This is a genomic window from Nonomuraea sp. 3N208, assembly GCF_052245935.1.
Classification (GTDB): Bacteria; Actinomycetota; Actinomycetes; order Streptosporangiales; family Streptosporangiaceae; genus Nonomuraea.
Map to the genome: position 1 here is coordinate 244981 of NZ_JBQQBR010000001.1, position 16215 is coordinate 261195.

General features: G+C 69.3%; 17 protein-coding genes. 10 read left to right on the plus strand and 7 right to left on the minus strand.

Annotated features, from left to right (window positions below):
• Positions 1-196: 196 nt before the first annotated feature.
• The gene (locus ACTWPT_RS01130) at positions 197-982 is read left to right on the plus strand and encodes an alpha/beta fold hydrolase (RefSeq protein ID WP_443175307.1); all 786 of its coding nucleotides are present in this window, start codon (positions 197-199) and stop codon (positions 980-982) included.
• 3 nt (positions 983-985) lie between these two features.
• On the opposite strand, the gene ACTWPT_RS01135 is transcribed toward ACTWPT_RS01130, so the two are convergent.
• From ACTWPT_RS01135 to mce, 3 genes are all read right to left on the minus strand, one after another.
• The gene (locus ACTWPT_RS01135; RefSeq protein WP_443175308.1) at positions 986-2179 is read right to left on the minus strand and encodes an AI-2E family transporter; all 1194 of its coding nucleotides are present in this window, start codon (positions 2177-2179) and stop codon (positions 986-988) included.
• 104 nt (positions 2180-2283) lie between these two features.
• Positions 2284-3579 (minus strand): DivIVA domain-containing protein, encoded by a 1296-nt coding sequence (locus ACTWPT_RS01140; RefSeq protein ID WP_443175309.1) that lies wholly within the window; start codon positions 3577-3579, stop codon positions 2284-2286.
• 192 nt (positions 3580-3771) lie between these two features.
• Entirely contained in the window at positions 3772-4197 is a 426-nt protein-coding gene (gene mce, locus ACTWPT_RS01145) for a methylmalonyl-CoA epimerase (protein WP_443175310.1), read from the minus strand.
• 86 nt (positions 4198-4283) lie between these two features.
• On the opposite strand from mce, the gene ACTWPT_RS01150 reads away from it, so the two are divergent.
• The 4 genes from ACTWPT_RS01150 (at position 4284) to ACTWPT_RS01165 (ending at position 7185) form a co-directional block, all read left to right on the plus strand.
• Positions 4284-5471 carry an acetyl-CoA C-acetyltransferase gene (locus tag ACTWPT_RS01150; RefSeq protein ID WP_443175311.1) on the plus strand — a complete coding sequence of 396 codons (1188 nt, stop codon included), beginning with the start codon at positions 4284-4286 and terminating at the stop codon, positions 5469-5471.
• A gap of 91 nt (positions 5472-5562) precedes the next feature.
• Positions 5563-5991, plus strand: coding sequence for a hypothetical protein (locus tag ACTWPT_RS01155; RefSeq protein WP_443175312.1), 429 nt, complete (start codon positions 5563-5565; stop codon positions 5989-5991).
• Positions 5985-6215 carry a helix-turn-helix transcriptional regulator gene (locus ACTWPT_RS01160; protein ID WP_305918356.1) on the plus strand — a complete coding sequence of 77 codons (231 nt, stop codon included), beginning with the start codon at positions 5985-5987 and terminating at the stop codon, positions 6213-6215. Before ACTWPT_RS01155 ends, ACTWPT_RS01160 begins: the two co-directional genes overlap by 7 nt.
• Position 6216: 1 nt before the next feature.
• The gene (locus ACTWPT_RS01165) at positions 6217-7185 is read left to right on the plus strand and encodes an NAD(P)-dependent alcohol dehydrogenase (protein ID WP_443175313.1); all 969 of its coding nucleotides are present in this window, start codon (positions 6217-6219) and stop codon (positions 7183-7185) included.
• A 191-nt stretch (positions 7186-7376) separates the two neighbouring features.
• Here ACTWPT_RS01165 and ACTWPT_RS01170 read toward each other — a convergent pair whose 3' ends face one another.
• The 3 genes from ACTWPT_RS01170 to ACTWPT_RS01180 form a co-directional block, all read right to left on the minus strand.
• The gene (locus ACTWPT_RS01170) at positions 7377-7529 is read right to left on the minus strand and encodes a hypothetical protein (protein WP_443175314.1); all 153 of its coding nucleotides are present in this window, start codon (positions 7527-7529) and stop codon (positions 7377-7379) included.
• A gap of 165 nt (positions 7530-7694) precedes the next feature.
• Complete coding sequence (locus ACTWPT_RS01175; protein WP_443175315.1) at positions 7695-8366, minus strand: DUF4230 domain-containing protein; 672 nt, start codon at positions 8364-8366, stop codon at positions 7695-7697.
• Positions 8367-8394: 28 nt separating this feature from the next.
• Entirely contained in the window at positions 8395-10443 is a 2049-nt protein-coding gene (locus ACTWPT_RS01180) for a hypothetical protein (protein WP_443175316.1), read from the minus strand.
• Between the two features lie 229 nt (positions 10444-10672).
• On the opposite strand from ACTWPT_RS01180, the gene ACTWPT_RS01185 reads away from it, so the two are divergent.
• From ACTWPT_RS01185 to ACTWPT_RS01200, 4 genes are read left to right on the plus strand one after another with little or no spacing between them, the layout of a single operon-like run.
• A complete protein-coding gene (locus ACTWPT_RS01185) occupies positions 10673-11224 on the plus strand; it encodes a MarR family winged helix-turn-helix transcriptional regulator (RefSeq protein ID WP_443175317.1) in 552 nt (183 codons plus the stop codon).
• Positions 11208-12143: a tetratricopeptide repeat protein gene (locus ACTWPT_RS01190; protein WP_443175318.1), complete on the plus strand. Its 936-nt coding sequence runs from the start codon at positions 11208-11210 to the stop codon at positions 12141-12143. The genes ACTWPT_RS01185 and ACTWPT_RS01190 overlap by 17 nt, the downstream gene beginning before the upstream one ends.
• A gap of 9 nt (positions 12144-12152) precedes the next feature.
• Positions 12153-12782 (plus strand): AAA family ATPase, encoded by a 630-nt coding sequence (locus ACTWPT_RS01195; RefSeq protein WP_443175319.1) that lies wholly within the window; start codon positions 12153-12155, stop codon positions 12780-12782.
• Positions 12783-12838: 56 nt separating this feature from the next.
• Positions 12839-14248: an NAD-dependent malic enzyme gene (locus ACTWPT_RS01200; RefSeq protein WP_443175320.1), complete on the plus strand. Its 1410-nt coding sequence runs from the start codon at positions 12839-12841 to the stop codon at positions 14246-14248.
• 506 nt (positions 14249-14754) lie between these two features.
• Here the strand turns inward: ACTWPT_RS01200 and ACTWPT_RS01205 are convergent.
• Positions 14755-15255 carry a hypothetical protein gene (locus ACTWPT_RS01205; RefSeq protein ID WP_443175532.1) on the minus strand — a complete coding sequence of 167 codons (501 nt, stop codon included), beginning with the start codon at positions 15253-15255 and terminating at the stop codon, positions 14755-14757.
• A gap of 575 nt (positions 15256-15830) precedes the next feature.
• Between ACTWPT_RS01205 and ACTWPT_RS01210 the strand changes: the two genes are divergently transcribed.
• Positions 15831-16097: a hypothetical protein gene (locus tag ACTWPT_RS01210; protein ID WP_443175321.1), complete on the plus strand. Its 267-nt coding sequence runs from the start codon at positions 15831-15833 to the stop codon at positions 16095-16097.
• Positions 16098-16215 lie beyond the last annotated feature (118 nt).

Below are 16215 nucleotides of genomic sequence, written 5' to 3' on the forward strand. Positions count from 1 at the left end.
TGGCGGGCCTCCGAGCCCGTGCGGGCGGTCTCGTGTCCCAGGAGGCCGGTGCGGATCACCGTAGGTAGGTCGCGTGGTGGGGACGTCGGTGATCTGCCCTGACAAGCTCTGCGCAGGAAAGCGGTCCGCGTTATGGGGGTATATCGGCATACGACATTGAGTGCTCACGGCCGCGAACCCGGCTACCGTGTGGTCCGTGCAGCTCTACACGAGATCGGCCGGGACCGGGCTCCCGGTTGTGCTGCTTCACGCGTTCCCGCTGTCGTCGGCGATGTGGCTGGCCCAGCGGGAAGGACTGGCCAAGGTCTGCCGGGTCATCACCCCTGACCTGCGCGGTTTCGGCGGGTCGCGGCTGGGCGAGGACGAGCCGTCGCTCGACCTCATGGCCGACGACGTCGCCAGGCTGCTGGACGAGGAGGGCCTCGACAGGGCAGTGGTCGGCGGGCTGTCCATGGGCGGCTACGTGACCATGGCGTTCTGCCGGCGGCACCCCGACCGGCTGCTCGGCGCCATTCTGGCCGACACCAAGGCGAGCCCCGACCCGGCTCCGGCGAGGGAGAACAGGGAACGTATCGCGCGGGCCGTGCTGTCCGACGGCGGCGACGTGCTGGTCAGCGACGTGCTGCCGACGCTCCTCGGGCTCACGACCAAGGAGCGGCGCGCCATGGTGTTCGGGCGCGTCAAAGGGCTGGTGCAGTCCGCACCGCCGGGCGCCGTCGCCTGGGCGCAGCGGGCCATGGCCGCGCGGCCTGACTCATTCGACACGCTCGGCGCGCTCAAGGTGCCCCTGCTGATCCTCGTGGGTGAGGAGGACGAGCTGTCGCCGCCCGCCGACGCCGAGGCGATGGCGCGGGCCGTGCCCGGCGGCCGGCTGGAGGTCATCCCGAAGGCCGGTCATCTGAGCGCGGTCGAGCAGCCGGAGGCGTTCAACGCGGCGGTGACCGAGTTCCTCAGGACGGAGCTGGGCGGCGTACGGCGATGATCGTCAGGCCTGTGACTGACGTGGGATGACGACCTCGCGGATGATCAGGGCGATCGCCGCGGCCACCGGGATGGCCAGCAACGCGCCGACGATCCCCAGCAGCGCGCCGCCGAACAACGCCGCGATCACCGTCACGGCAGGCGCCACGTCCACCGAGCGCTTCATCACCCTGGGGTAGATGAGGTAGTTCTCGACCTGCTGGTAGAGCACGAAGAAGATCGCGCATGCGATGCCGGCGGGCGCCGACTGCAGGAACGCCACGCCGGTCACGAGCACCGCGCCGATCGTGGCTCCCACCAGTGGGATCAGGTCCGTCAGCGCGACGACCAGGGCGAGCGCGAGCGCGTACTTGACGCCCGCGATGGACAGGAAGATCCACGTGAGCACGCCCGCGATGACCGAGATCAGCACGTTGCCCGCGACGTAGCCGCCGATGCCGGTGAGGATCTCCTCGCTGATCGCACGGGTGCGTACCCGGCGCGAGGACGGCACGAGCTTGAGCAGGTAGTCCTTGATCGTGTGCAGCGAGCCGAGGAAGTAGAGCATGAGGACCAGCAACGTCACGGTCGTGAACACGCTGTCCAGCACCACCAGGCCCGCGCCCATGATCCCGCTGGCCAGCGACGGCCCCAGCGTGCCCGTGACGAACGTCGTGAGCTGCGAGATGATTTTGTACTCGGCGTCGAGCTGCCGCAGCGTCGGATGGTTCTGCAACTCGTTGAGGTATCCGGGCACCGCCGCGACGAAGTCCGTCAGCTCCTGGCTCACCGGCGGCACCACGGCCAGCCCGAACAGCGCGAACGCCACGATGACGCCGGCGAACACGATCGAGATCGCGCCCCGCCTGGCCAGGCCCTTGCGCTGTAACGTCTCGACGGCCGGGTTGAGGCCGACGGCCAGGAACATCGCCACCACTACGAGGATGATCGTGCTCAGCGAGTTGACGACCATCTGGCCGATCGCGATCGCCGTCAGCACCCCGAGCCCGCCGACCAGCCCGAACAGGAACGGACCGCGCGTCAGCGGCTTGCCGGGGATCCCGTACGGCTGCGCGGCCAGGTCCTCCTGGCCCTCTGAGTTCTCCTTGGGGACGCTTTCCGCCTTGGGCGCCCTTTCGCCCTCGGGCGCGTCCCGCTCGGCGGCGGCCGCGGGCTCGGCTTCTGTGGACAACAGGACTCCCCAGAACGTCGGCGACAAAGCATGACGGTACGGACTCGACATCAAAGACAAAGAGAGAGCCTAGCGACCATCGGATCGCCAGGCTCTCTCCACCCGTCACTCAGCCCCCGTGAAGCGGATGTCTACTCCTGCCACCACTCCGCGTCGTCCTCGGACTTGGCCTCGACCTTGGGAGCCGGCGCTGGGGCCGGAGCCGGAGCCTCGACCACGGGCGCGGGCGCGGCGATCGCGGGCTTCGGCGGGGCCGCGGCGACCGCGGGCTCCGGCTCCATGCCCGGCAGGGCCGCCCCACCGAGCAGCTGGCGCAGCTGCGCCAGGTGGCTGGTGATGCTGTCGCGCTGGCGGGTGAGCTCGTCGACCTGGCGCTGCATCGCCGTACGGGTGCGGTCGGCCTCGGTCTTCGCCTCGGTGACGATCGTCTCGGCGCTCGACTTGGCGTCGGCCACGATGGTCTCGGCGCTCTTACGGGCGTTCGCGACGAGCTGCTTGGCGTGCAGGTCGGCCTCGCGGCGGGTCTGGTCGGCCTGCTGGGTGGCCTTCGTGGCCCGCGACTCGGCCGTGGCGGCCCGCTGCTCGGCCTCGGCGACCAGCTTCTGCGTGTGGGCCTGGGCGGTGGCGTGGCGCTCGGCCTCCTGGCGCTCGGCCTCCTCCCGGCGGGCGGCGAGCTGGATCTCGAACTCCGCCTCGTCCTGTGCGCGCTTGGCCTCCGACTCCTCCAGCACCCGCTGAGCCTGCGCGCGCATCTCGTCGGCCTGCCGCTTGGCGGTGGTCAGGACCTCGTCGCGCTCGCGCTTGGTGGAGGCCCGCAGCTGGGCGACCTCGCGCTCGGTGGTTGTGCGGAGCTTGGCGATCTCCCGCTCGGCGTCGGCCCGCTTCTCCGCCACCTCGTGGTCGGCCGTGGCTCGCAGCTTGGCGGCCTCGCGCTCGGTGGTGTTGGTCAGCTCGTCGGCCTCGCGGCGGGCGGTCGAGCGGATCTCCTCGGCATCCCGGTCGGCGGCAGTGCGCATCTCGTCGGTCTCACGCGTGGCCTGGGCGCGCTTCTCGGCGGCCTCGGCCTCGGCGGCGGCACGCAGGTCGGCCGCCTCCACCTTGGCGGCAGCCTTGATCTCGTTAGCCTCGGACCTTGCGGCCTGCACCAGCTCCGTGGCCTGTTCCTCGGCCAGCCGGAGCAGCTGCTCAATGCGGGCGCCGAGACCGGAGTAGGTCGGGCGCTCCTGCTCCTGCAGCTGACGCTGGGAGTCGGACAGATCGCGCTGCAGGTTGGAGACTTGCTCGCGGGCCTGGCGCAGCTCTTGGTCGACTGTCTTGAGATGATCGTGGACCTGATGCCGGTCGTAACCACGAAGCACTACGTCGAACTCGCGTGCTGGGGCGTCTTCGAAGAAGTTATTGAGCTGGGCGTCGATGTCGGACTGCATGGAGGCTCGATCCTGGGTTGTCGAGACGGCTACACGGGCCGGACGGGGGGTTCGGGGCATCCGAGCCAAGGAACCTGTGCCTCGCGGCAGGCTCCATGTCCGGTGGAAGGTCAAGCGTACTCCGCTGGTGCTGCCTGCGAAGCCCCGTCCAACTTTCTGCGTGACTAGTTACATATGAACGTTTTTGTACGATTACTGGGGCTTCGCCGCCTGGACCAACTCCGTCAGCATGCCCCCTACATCCTTGGGATGCAGGAAGGCGATCTGCGAGCCCATCGACCCGTGCCGGGGACGTTCGTCCAGGAGCCTCACACCCTTCTGGTGGATCTTATCCATGGTTTCCGTGACGTCGCGTACACCGAAAGCAACGTGATGAACTCCCTCGCCCCGCTTGGCCAGGAATTTTCCCACAGGCGAATCTTCGGAGAGAGGCTCCAGGAGCTGAATGTAGGAGCCCCCACCTTCGCCGTCGGCGATGTGCAGCATGGCCTCCTTCACCCCTTGCTCCTCGTTGACCTCCCTGGCCACGACGGTGAGCTCGAAGGTCTCGGAGAAGAACGCGATCTTCTCCTCCAGGTCGCGGCAGGCGATCCCGATGTGGTCGATACGCATGAACATGTGTGGTCCACCTCCATAGTCAGCCTCGTCCTACCCGTGGGTATCGTGTCAAAGAAGCCGACGCGCGAGCACAGGAGGCCGTTGTCATGTCCCGTTCCGTCATTGTTGCCGGAGCACGTACTCCCATCGGCAAGCTCCTCGGCTCGCTGTCCGGCCAGTCGGCCGTCGAGCTGGGCGGCATCGCCATCAAGGCCGCCCTGGAGCGGGCAGGGGTGGCGCCGGAGGCCGTCGAGTACGTCATCATGGGCCAGGTCCTGCAGGCCGGCGCCGGTCAGATCCCCTCGCGCCAGGCCGCCGTCAAGGCCGGCATCCCGATGACCGTGCCCTCGATCACGATCAACAAGGTCTGCCTGTCGGGCCTGGACGCGATCGCCCTGGCCGACCAGCTCATCCGCGCGGGCGAGTTCGACATCGTGGTGGCCGGCGGCATGGAGTCCATGACCAACGCCCCCCACCTGCTGCCCGGACTACGCAAGGGCGTCAAGTACGGCGGCTCAGAAGTGATCGACTCGATGGCCCACGACGGCCTGTTCTGCGCGTTCGACCAGTGCGCGATGGGGGAGTCGACCGAGCGCTACAACGCCAGGCTCGGCATCGGCCGCGAGGATCAGGACGCTCTGTCGGCCCGTTCCCACCAGCTCGCCGCCGCAGCGATCAAGAACGGCCTCTTCGACGAAGAGATCGTCCCGGTGGAGATCCCGCAGCGGCGCGGGGAGCCCGTGGTCGTCAAGGAGGACGAGGGCGTACGCGGGGACACCACGGTGGAGACGCTGGCCAAGCTCCGCCCGGCCTTCGCCGCCGACGGCACGATTACGGCGGGCTCGGCCTCCCAGATCTCCGACGGCGCCTGCGCGGTGGTCGTCATGTCCAAGTCGAAGGCCGAGGAGCTCGGCCTGGAGTGGCTGGCGGAGCTCGGCAGGCACGGCAACGTGGCAGGTCCGGACGCCTCGCTCCAGTCGCAGCCGGCGAACGCCATCAAGCAGGCCATGGCGAAGCAGGGCGTGACGGCCGAGGACCTGGACCTGATCGAGATCAACGAGGCGTTCGCGAGCGTGGTCCTGCAGTCGGCCAAGGAACTCGGCGTGCCGCTGGACAAGATCAACGTCAACGGCGGCGGCATAGCCCTGGGCCACCCGATCGGCGCGTCGGGCGCGAGGATCGTGCTGACGCTGGCGTACGAGCTGAAGCGCCGGGGTGGCGGCCTGGGCGCGGCGGGTCTGTGTGGTGGTGGCGGCCAGGGCGACGCCCTCCTCATCACCGTCCCCAAGTCGTAGCCTTCCGGCCCACTGAGACCGCTCTTGTGGCGCGACCTCAGTGATGTAAAAAATTATAGACACGATGTCCGTGTTGCTTTACATTCGAGACATGGCATCCGAAGAGAAACGCGCCTGGGTCATGCTGGTGGTCTCCGTCTGCGGCTACGGGGCGTACCTCGCGATCATCCTGGGCCGGGCGCGCACCATCCCCCTCACTGAAGTGCCCTACGTGGCCCCGCTGTTGTGGAGCATTGGCGGCGCGATCGTGGCGTCGATCCTGCTGGTCATCGTGGTCAGCATGGTCGCGCCCAGTGATGTCGGTAAGAAGGACCAGCGCGACCGGGAGATCAACCGGTACGGCGAGTACGCCGGCCAGTCGTTCCTTGTCGCCGGCGGCATCGCGGCGCTCGTGATGGCGATGGCCGAGTGGGACCACTTCTGGATCGCCAACACGCTCTACCTGGCGTTCGCCCTGCAGGCCGTGCTGGGCTCGATCGTCAAGATCGTCGCCTACCGGCGGGGGATCCCGTCGTGGTGAAGCCCACGAAGGTCACGAACTCGATCCGTGCGCTGCGGTTCGCGCACGGCGAGATGACGCAGGCGGAGCTGGCCGATCGGGTCGGGGTGACCAGGCAGACCATCATCGCCATCGAGCAGGGCCGCTATTCGCCGTCCCTCGAGATGGCCTTCCAGATCGCCCACGTGTTCGGCGTGCCGCTCGACGACGTGTTCCAGTATCCGAACGCTGAACTGGAGAAATGACATGAAAGCCGTCATCCGCGACACATACGGCCCGGCCGACGTCCTCCGGCTCGGGGAAGTGGAGCAGCCGGCGCCCGGCGATGACGAAGTGGTGTTACGCGTCCACGCGGCCGGCGTCGACATGGGTGTCTGGCACCTCATGGAGGGCGTGCCGTACCTCATGCGCCCCGCCATCGGCCTGCGCAGGCCCAGGAATCCCCTGATCGGCACCGACGTGGCGGGCGAAGTCCAGGCGATCGGCGCCAACGTCACCAGGGTCAAGCCGGGCGATCGGGTGTTCGGCACGTGCGACGGCGCCTTCGCCGAGCTCGCCCGCACCCCGCAGGACAGGCTTGCGCCGATTCCGGAGAACTTGACGTTCGAGCAGGCCGCGGCGCTGCCGACGTCCGGAATGACCGCGCTGATGGCGCTGCGCGACGCCGGGAAGGTGCGGCCGGGGCAGCAGGTCCTGGTCATCGGGGCAGGCGGGGGCGTGGGGACGTTCGCGGTGCAGCTGGCCAAGGCCTTCGGTGCGGAGGTCACCGGCGTGTGCAGCACGTCCAAGGTAGAGCTCGTCCGGTCGATCGGCGCGGACGACGTCGTGGACTACACGGTGGAGGACTTCGCGGACGGTAAGCGCCGCTACGACCTCATCGTCGACACGGCCGGCAACCGTTCGCTGTCCCACCTGCGACGGGCGCTGACTCCGCTCGGCACGTTCGTCATCGTCGGCGGGGAGGAGGGCGGCCGGTGGCTGGCGGGGATGGACCGGCAGCTCCGTACGGTCCTGCTGGGACCGTTCACCCGTCGGCGGCCGCTGGTCGTCTTCGCCTTCCCGAAGCTGGAGCTCCTCGAGAGGCTGGCCGAGCTGGCGGAGCAGGGCAAGATCACACCGGTGGTGGACAAGACGTTTCCGCTGAGCGAGGCGTCTGAGGCCGTTCGCGAGCTCGCGAAGGGTCATGCGCGCGGCAAGATGGTCATCACCGTGTGACGGCGCTCAGGCCCGCGAATCTGCGCGATAACGGCGCTTCTCGTGGTCATCGTCTGAACAGCGCGATGCCCCGGTCCGACCAGGAATGGACCGGGGCCCCGTAACGCGTGCTCGACGTGGTCGAGCGCCCCCTTACGGGGGCTGTTCAGCCCGGCCGCGAGGGAGGATGCGGCCGGGCTGCTTGTGGGCGGTCATGAGGCGAGGAGCTTGGCGAAGACCGAGCGGTGACGGCGCTCGGACCGCAGGCCCTTCACTGCCTCCTGGACGCGCCGGTGCTCGGCGGCCGCCCGGCGAAGTTCGGAGGCGCGGTGCTGCATGATCGTGTATTCGAGTTCGGCGTTCATCCGAGTGCTCCTGTGCTGTGTGTGCGTTGCTTTCGTCTGCAGTCTTAAGACTCCTCCTAAGGCCCTCCTCCGCACATCGGGCGTATGCCTTATCTCCGGGCGTAAGGGCAGCTGGGGAGGTACTTAGGCGGGCGCACAGGGGCCTTAGGCCGCTGTGAGAGCGTCCTAGGGTTCGTCGGTGAACTTGACCGTGACCTTCGAGAAGCCGAGCGATTTGAGCATGCCGGAGAGCATCGCCTTGGTGTTGGCGTCGGCCCTCGTACGCAGGTCGCTCGCCACGGCGGCCTCGGAGATCTTCTTCTCGGCGAGCAGGTAGAGCTCGCGCTGGTCTCCGGGGGAGCCCGACAGGAAGTCCTGGACGCGGTCGAACAGGCCGCGCTGCTGCGCGAACACGTACGAGCGGCTGTTGTCCAGGTTGGGCTTCTCCAACTGGGCGCGCGGGAGCCGTAGGGTCGCCTCGGTGCGGTCCTGCGAGACCGTCACCGCGTTCGTCGCCATGGCGGAGAAGTCAACGTAGGCGTCCACGCCGCCCGCCCCGACGAACAATGTCCTGGTGCCCTTGATCGCGTCGGGCAGGAAGTTCGCGTCCTTCTCCAGGTCCACGACCACCTGGAAGTTTCCCGTGGCGGCCTCGAACCGGCTCAGATCCTTGATCGACTGCAGCAGCACCGGTTGGCTGCGGTCGATGGTCTGCTCGCCCATCGGGTTGAGCCAGGTCCAGGCCAGGCGCCCGGCCACCACGAGCAGAACGGCCAGGACCAGGAAACCTGCCACATATCGCCACCTGCGGCGCCGCCTGGGAATGACCTCGGGCGACGTCGTACGGGAAGTCGTCATGCCCGCATGACTACCCGCTGGCGGATCATCATTGCCAGCTGTTTGGTGACATCTCCGATTCCGCCACCACGGCAGGTCCCCACCCTGCCCCGGACATGCCGGGCGCCCACCCGGCCTCGGACGTCGTCCGCGACCAGTCGCCCGGGGTGCCGCCCGCCTGCCACCCGTACGCGCTCCCGGCCTGGCCGTGAGGTTCGCCGCCCTGCACGCCGTGTGATCCGCTTGTCGGGCCGCTCAGCACCCGGTCACCAGGCTCGCCGTGCGCCCCGTTGCCCTGGCCGCCGCTCTGACCGGCCTGCGGCCCGCCATCCCGCCTACCCTGAGTCCAGCTGCTCTGCCCGGCGGGCGTCCCGCCACCGTGCCCGGCGGGCGTCCCGCTGCTCTGTCCGGGGTGCGTTGCGCTGCTCTCTCGGGGGTGCGTCGCGCTGCTCTGTCCGGGGTGCGTCGCGCTGCCGTGCCCGGCGTGTGGCCCGCCGCTCTGCACACCATGGGATCTGCCGCCCTGCGACGTGCTCGACGCCCACCCGGCGGTGGGCGCGCCCGGTGTCGCCCATCCGGCCGCGACCGGCGTGCCGCCGACCACCGCCGACGGACCGGACGTCCGCGCCGCGCCGCCGGTCGTGGCGGTCTGCCCGGGCACGGCCGCCGTGCCGCCGTCCGCGGGCGACCGCCCGGACGCCCACTGCCAGGCGGCCTGCGGGGGCGCCCACTGTGTGGCGGCGCCCGGGTCCAGCGTGTCCGGCACCGTGCTCGTCGTCGGCGTGCCAGTGGGGTCCGGATACACCGGATACACCTGGGTGGACTCCGGCCCCGGCCGCACCGGCGGCGACGCCAGCGCGGGCCGCGTCGGCCCGCCGCCGAAGTGTGTGCTCGACAGCCCGCAGTTCTGGAAGTCGCTGTAGAACATCCGCAGCCACTCCCGCCGCTGGTGCTCGCTCAGCCACGAGAACCACGACGCCGCGTACTGATGCTCCGGCAGCGGCCCCCCGGGCAGCGGCTCCCCGCGCAGCCAGGCCATCACGATCTCCCGGTAGCCGTTCGCCACCGTCCCAGGGCACTTGGCGGCCAGCGACTCGATGTACTCGTACGCCGCCTCCTCCGCGAACCCCGCGGAAAGATCGGGCACGTGGATCGGCGCGAGCCCGCTGGACGGCTTCAGCTCGTCGTCGAGCGGCCGCTGCTCCACCCGCGTGAACGCCGCCGGCGTTCCGGCCAGCCGCGAGGCGATCTGCGTGAACGCCGCCCCCAGCTCGGTCAGCCCCGCCCGCATCCCCGGATGCACACACACCGTGATCGGCCACTCCTGGCAGCTGTACGCGATGTCCTCCGCCGCGGCCGGCTTGGTCTGCGTCAGCACCCGCGACACGCCCATCCCCGCCGCGAGTACCGCCAGCAGCGCGCACGCCAGCACCAGCGCCTGCCTGGTCACCAGCGCCGCCCAGCCGAGCAGCAGCGCCGCCGTGACGCCCAGCAGCCAGATCGTCTGGTCGAAGAACGGCGCCCCGCTCAGCCCCTGGAACAGGTCGTACGGCTCACCGGTGCCGGGCGCCAGCTTGTCCGCCCAGCCCCGGTCGTCGGCCAGCCACGAGAACGCCCCGTAACAGGCCAGCCCGGCCAGCGGCGGCGTGAACGTCCTGGGCAGCACCCAGCCGGCCACCCACCCGATCACCGAGTACAGCGCCAGCCCCGCCATGCCCATGCCCAGCCCCGACAGGCTCAGCCGGCCCGCCTGGTCGGTGAGCACCGTCTTGATCGCCAGCACCAGCACGGTCGCCCCGAACGACCCCAGGACCACCACCACGATCGCCAGCGGCGCTTTGAGCGCCCGCCACGTCGTGAGCGAGCGGCCGCGCAGCGCCCTGCGCTTGCGCAACGCCACCCACGCGGCGAAGGCCGCGGCCACGGGCCCGGTCAACCGGAGCGAGCCGATGACCGCGGCCACGATGTTCTCCCACGCGTCCACGCCTGGAATGAGGACGTTCCACGCCGCGACCAGGCCGACAGCCAGCAGCACGGCCACCGTGACGGCCGCGCTCTGCTTCAGCTCCTCTCGTGAAACGCCCGCGTGCTCACGCACCCGTTGTCCCGTTGCACTTCATCAAGTACCCCCCGTGCCCCTCGGCAAGGCGGAAACGATCAGTCCGGCCGGTCCCCACAGGCTGATGGACTTGGTTTCCGCGTCACCATACGTACGAGCACCATAACTGAGCGTGATGATTGACGTCCGGATTCTTGGTCAAGCGGGAAGGCCTGTCGCTCCAGGTAGTCGGACGAAACCGGGACGACAGGCGCGCTAACGTAGCGCTGTGTCCCAGCCGAAGCCGCTCAACCTGCCGTTCGACCCCATCGACCGCGCCGCGGAGAGCTGGCGCGCGCACTTCGGGCCCTCCGCCGCCATGGCGGCCGTGACCTCGATCATGAGAGCGCATCAGATCCTGCTGTCGCAACTTGACTCGCTCCTGAAGCCCTATGACCTGACCTTCGCCCGATATGAGGCGTTGGTCCTGCTGACGTTCAGCAGGACAGGTGCGCTCCCGCTGTCGAAGATCGGCGAACGGCTCATGGTCCACCCCACCAGCGTCACGAACACGGTGGACAGGTTGGAGAAATCCGGATTCGTCTGCCGCCTGCCCAACCCCCGCGACGGACGCGGCGTGCTGGCCGAAATCACCGCCGCGGGCAGGGACGTCGTACGGCGGGCCACCGGCGACCTGATGGCCGCCGAATTCGGCCTCGGCATGTACGCCGAGAACGAACTCCACCAGATGTTCGACCAGCTGCGTACGCTCAGGGTCGCGGCGGGTGACTTCGCAGGCCCGTCCATGCGGCAAGATGAAGAGCATGGCGGACTTCTCTAGGCCCGGGTCGCTCTACGGAGCGATAGATCTGGGCGCGCGCAAGCAGGCACTGGAGGCGCAGGCCCGGCGGGAGGCGACAGGTCCCCAGACGGGCGCGGCGGCCTCAACCGTCGACGTGACCGAGGAGACGTTCACGACCGACGTCATCGACCGGTCCATGACAGTGCCGATCGTTCTCGACCTCTGGTCTCCCAGGGCACCCGGCAGCGCACAGCTGAGCCCGGTGCTGGAGAAGGTCGTCGGCGACCTGGCCGGCCGGGCAGTGCTGGCCAAGGTCAACGTGGACGCCAGCCCGCAGATCGCCCAGGCGCTGCGCGTGCAGGCCGTGCCGACCGTGCTGGCCATCTTCCAGGGGCAGGCCGTCACCGGCTTCCAGCAGGTGCTGCCCGAGCAGGAGGTGCGCCGCTGGCTCGACGAGCTGATGAGCGCGGTCGAGCAGTTCTATCAGGCCAACCCCGACGCACGGCCGCCCGCGGCCGAGGAGCAGGAGGCGCCTGCGGGCCCGCCTGTCGACCCCGACCTGGCCGCCGCCGAGCAGGCGATCGAGAGCGGCGACCTGGACGCGGCGGCGGAGGCTTACCAGCGGCTGCTGGCCCGCGCTCCCGGCGACGAGGACGCCAAGATGGGCCTGGCCGGCGTCAGCCTGATCAAGCGCACGGAGGGCGTCGACCCCGCCGACGTCCAGCGGCGCCTGCAGGACCCCGCCGACCTCGACGCGCAGCTGCTTGCCGCCGACCTGGAGATGATGTCGGGCTCGGTGGACGAGGCGTTCGACCGCGTCATCGCCGTGGTCAAGCGCACCTCGGGCGACGAGCGCGACAAGGCCAGGCGTCATTTGCTCGGCCTGTTCGACGCGTTGCCGTCCGACGACCCATCTTTGGCAAAAGCACGTAGAGCTTTGGCGAGCGCTCTGTTCTAACCTGGGGCTATGCGGGTCGTCACCATATCGGCGACATACGGCACGGCCGGGAGCCAGATCGGCCCGGCCGTGGCCGAGTGCCTCGGCGTGCCTTTCGTCGACCGGGCCATTCCCAGTGCCGTCGCCCAGGAGCTCGGCTGCACGCTGGAGGAGGCGCTCGCGCACGACGACCGTGCCGAGCACGGCCTCGGCAGGCTTCTGTCCGGGGCGATGCGGCTGCCGACGGTCACGTTCGGCGGCGTGGACATGTACGTTCCCGGCGTGATGCCACTCGCGCCCGAGGAGTTCGTGCGCCGTACCGAGCGCATGATGAAGGAGACCGCCCGCACACAGGGCGGCGTCTTCCTGGGCCGGGCCGGCGCCGTGGTCCTCGCCGAGCACCCCGGCGCGCTCCACGTCAGGCTCGACGCCCCGGTCAAACGCAGGATCCGGCAGACGGCCACGCTGGGCGAGGTCAGCGAGCGCGAGGCGCGCCGGATCATCGAGGACAATGACCGGGCCAGAATGGCCTACTGGCGCCACTTCTACCGCACGGATCCAGCGGACGCGTGTCAATATCATCTGGTCGTGGACAGCACCACGATCCCCGTTCCGACGTGCGTCGAACTGATCGTCACCGCTGCCGAGGCACTGGATTGACCTAACTCCCCCTAACATGGGAGGACTTCTTGGTCAGTCCCGAAGGAGCGATTGACGTGGCGACCGTCCCGAGTGTGTCCTATTCCATCACCGTGCGGCTCGAGGTGCCCGCAGGCGGCAAGGCCGTGAGCCAGCTCACCCACGCCGTAGAGACCGCCGGGGGCGTGGTGACCGCCCTCGACGTCACCACCGCGGGCCACGAAAAGCTCCGCATCGACGTGACCTGCGCCGCCAGGGACACCGACCACGCCCAGGCCATCGTCGACCAGCTCGAGGCCGTCGAGGGCGTCGTCATCCACAAGGTGTCCGACCGCACGTTCCTCATGCACCTCGGCGGCAAGATCGAGATGGTGTCGAAGGTGCCGCTGCGTAACCGCGACGAGCTGTCGATGGCGTACACGCCGGGCGTGGCACGCGTGTCGATGGCGATCGCGCGCAACAAGGAGGACGCACGGCGCCTGACCATCAAGCGCAACACCGTGGCCGTCGTCACGGACGGCTCGGCCGTGCTGGGACTGGGCAACATCGGGCCGGAGGCGGCGCTGCCGGTCATGGAGGGCAAGGCGGCGCTGTTCAAACGGTTCGCCGGTATCGACGCCTGGCCGATCTGCCTGGACACGCAGGACGTGGACGAGATCGTCAGGACCGTGCAGGTGATCGCTCCCGGGTTCGGCGGCATCAACCTGGAGGACATCGGCGCGCCGCGCTGCTTCGAGGTGGAGCGCCGGCTGCGCGAGCTGCTCGACATCCCCGTCTTCCACGACGACCAGCACGGGACCGCGATCTGCGTGCTTGCGGCGCTGACCAACGCGCTGCGCGTCGTGAACAAGAGCCTCGAGTCCGTCAAGATCACAATGGCGGGCGCGGGCGCCGCCGGGAACGCCGTGCTGCGGCTGCTGCTGGCGGCGGGGGCGCGCAACGTGATCGTGTGCGACTACCTGGGCGCCGTGCACAAGGGGCGCGACGACCTCGACGAGTCGCTGCGCTGGATCGCCGATCACACCAACGCCGAGGGGTACGCCGGGGACCTGCGGGGGGCGGTCAAGGGGGCCGACGTGTTCGTCGGGGTGTCCGCGCCGGGAATCCTCACCGGGGACGACATCGCGACGATGGCCGACGACGCGGTGGTGTTCGCGCTGGCCAACCCGGAGCCCGAGGTGTCGCCCGACGACGCGCGCGAGCACGCGGCCGTGGTGGCGACCGGGCGGTCCGACTACCCCAACCAGATCAACAACGTGCTGGCCTTCCCCGGGGTGTTCCGTGGGCTGCTTGACGCGCAGGCCGGTGGGGTGACGCAGGAGATGCTGCTGGCGGCGGCCCGTGCGCTGGCCGCGGTTGTCACGCCGGAGGAGCTGGGGCCCAACTACATCGTCCCCAGCGTGTTCCACCCGGATGTCGCGGGCGCCGTTGCGGCGGCCGTGCGCGAATCCGCCGGCGGGCGCGCGAGGGGCTTCACAGAAGCGTAAGGATCCTTGTTCTTTACGCGTTGCCGCCTGCCGCCTGCCGCTCGCGCACGGCGGCAAGATCCTTATTCTTTACGCGTTGCCGTGGCCTGCCACTCGACGCACTTCGGCTGATGGCCCTCCAGGAAACGGCCTCTGACCCTTCACAAGTCACCCGCCGTAACGCGAGCCCATGTTGCCTGGGTCCGTGGTTCCTGCCTTGGCCGCCGAACGCGTGGCGCCGAGTTTCGCCGCACGCCGCATCGGTGCCCGAGGGCGCGTGGCGGCATCCGGCCTGCTCTTAGGTACGGCCCCATGTACGACTGCTTGCCGTGCACTGGGGTGCCTCCGCCCGCAGTGGGCGCGCGTCGATAGGGATGCGTCGTGGGGCCCGGCGCGTGCGCGTGCCGGACGTGTGGGTCTTGTGGTCCGCGGGGCGCGATAGCGGGGGAGTGTGGCCAGTTGTGCCGCATGTTGCGAGGGGTGTGGGCGTGTGGGTGTGATCGGGGGAGGGGGTCGGACGATGGCTGTTATGAGGGCGCGTCGGCTCGCTGGGTGATGGCGGGCATGAGACGGTAGCTTTCCTGGAAGACCAGGTTGTGGGCGTCGCCGGCGGCGATCACCCGGAGCGTGTCGATCTGCGCCTGGGCATCCGCGGCGTCGAAGATGTTCATCGGCCAGTCCCCGACGGTGTTGCCCCGCAGGTGCGGGTGGTGGAATCCGGCGCCGTAGTGGGCGACGACCGCGATGGGCTGGACGTGGCAGGCGCGTTGCTCGGGCCACGTCAGCGACCACATCGCGTTGAGCCCGCCCTCCTTGGACCTGGTGACTCCGCTGGCCACCACCTCCCCCGTGCCGAGCAGCAGGTCGGCGTTGAGTTCCTCCAGCGTCGCCTTCGCCACGGGGTCGAGCAGCTCGATCGCCGTGACGAACACGCTCTCCTTGTCCTCCCGCGAGATGGCCCGGCCGTGGCTGCCGTCGCGCAGGTCGCGGAAGTGGCGGATCAGGGCTTCGTTCATGGGAGTACGCATGCTTACCCCCTTCCCCGCGTATGGGTCAGGAGTCGTGCTCTCGCTGTTCCAGGCGGGCATACGCGGCGGCCAGTACCTCGCGGGGCCTGGCGGCCCTACAGCAACCATCAAGAGCCCCGCCGGAGGCGGGGCCGTTTCTATCTGATCTACGGATAGCCCAGCGGGCCAACGGCACGCAGTGCGGCGGCCAGCCCGTGGGGGTTCCCCAAAAAAGATCATTAGCCAAAGATCGCCAGCCCTGGAAAGCGGCGCTGTTCGGGCGAGGCCCTTGGCGTGGTTTACCGGGATGGCCCTGGTTGGACGCCGGACCGCCGGGTCTGTTGGTGTGGTGACGCGCACGGCCCGCTTCTCCGCCACCTCGTGGTCGGCCGTGGCTCGCAGCTTGGCGGCCTCGCGCGCGGTGGTGTTGGTCAGCTCGTCGGCCTCGTGGCGGGCGGTCGAGCGGATTTTCTGGGCGTCCCGGTCGACGGCGGGGTGATTCTGCGTCTGAGCGCCCCGGGCGAACAATTTGACGGTCCGTAGCGTCATACAAGCAATGGGTGACAACCATGGCGTCATCCTGGGAAGGGGAGCGGATGAGCGGCAGTTGGGGTCAACGGCGGTTCGAGGATTTCCTTAAGGAGTGGGCACAAGACGATGCGGACCGGCACCGCCGCGCGAGGCGCGAAAGGAGCGGCGGGAAGGCCGAGAGTAACGGTGGGCCGAAGACAGCCCTGATCGTGATGGTGCTGATCGGCTGCGTGCTGCTGGTAGCCGCGTCCCTCGGTCATTCTCCAGCAGAGATATGGGACTGGGCGGGGACCACAGCCGAGCGACTCATCGATGCCTGGCTGGACGGCTAGCGACCCACTCCAGCCGCCCCACCCTCGGCGCCGCGCGGGGGCGTAACCCACACAGCCCCCAGGTCCCCACAGCCCACCCCCGTTGTGTGCGTAGATCCCCGATCTCAATGACCAGCCC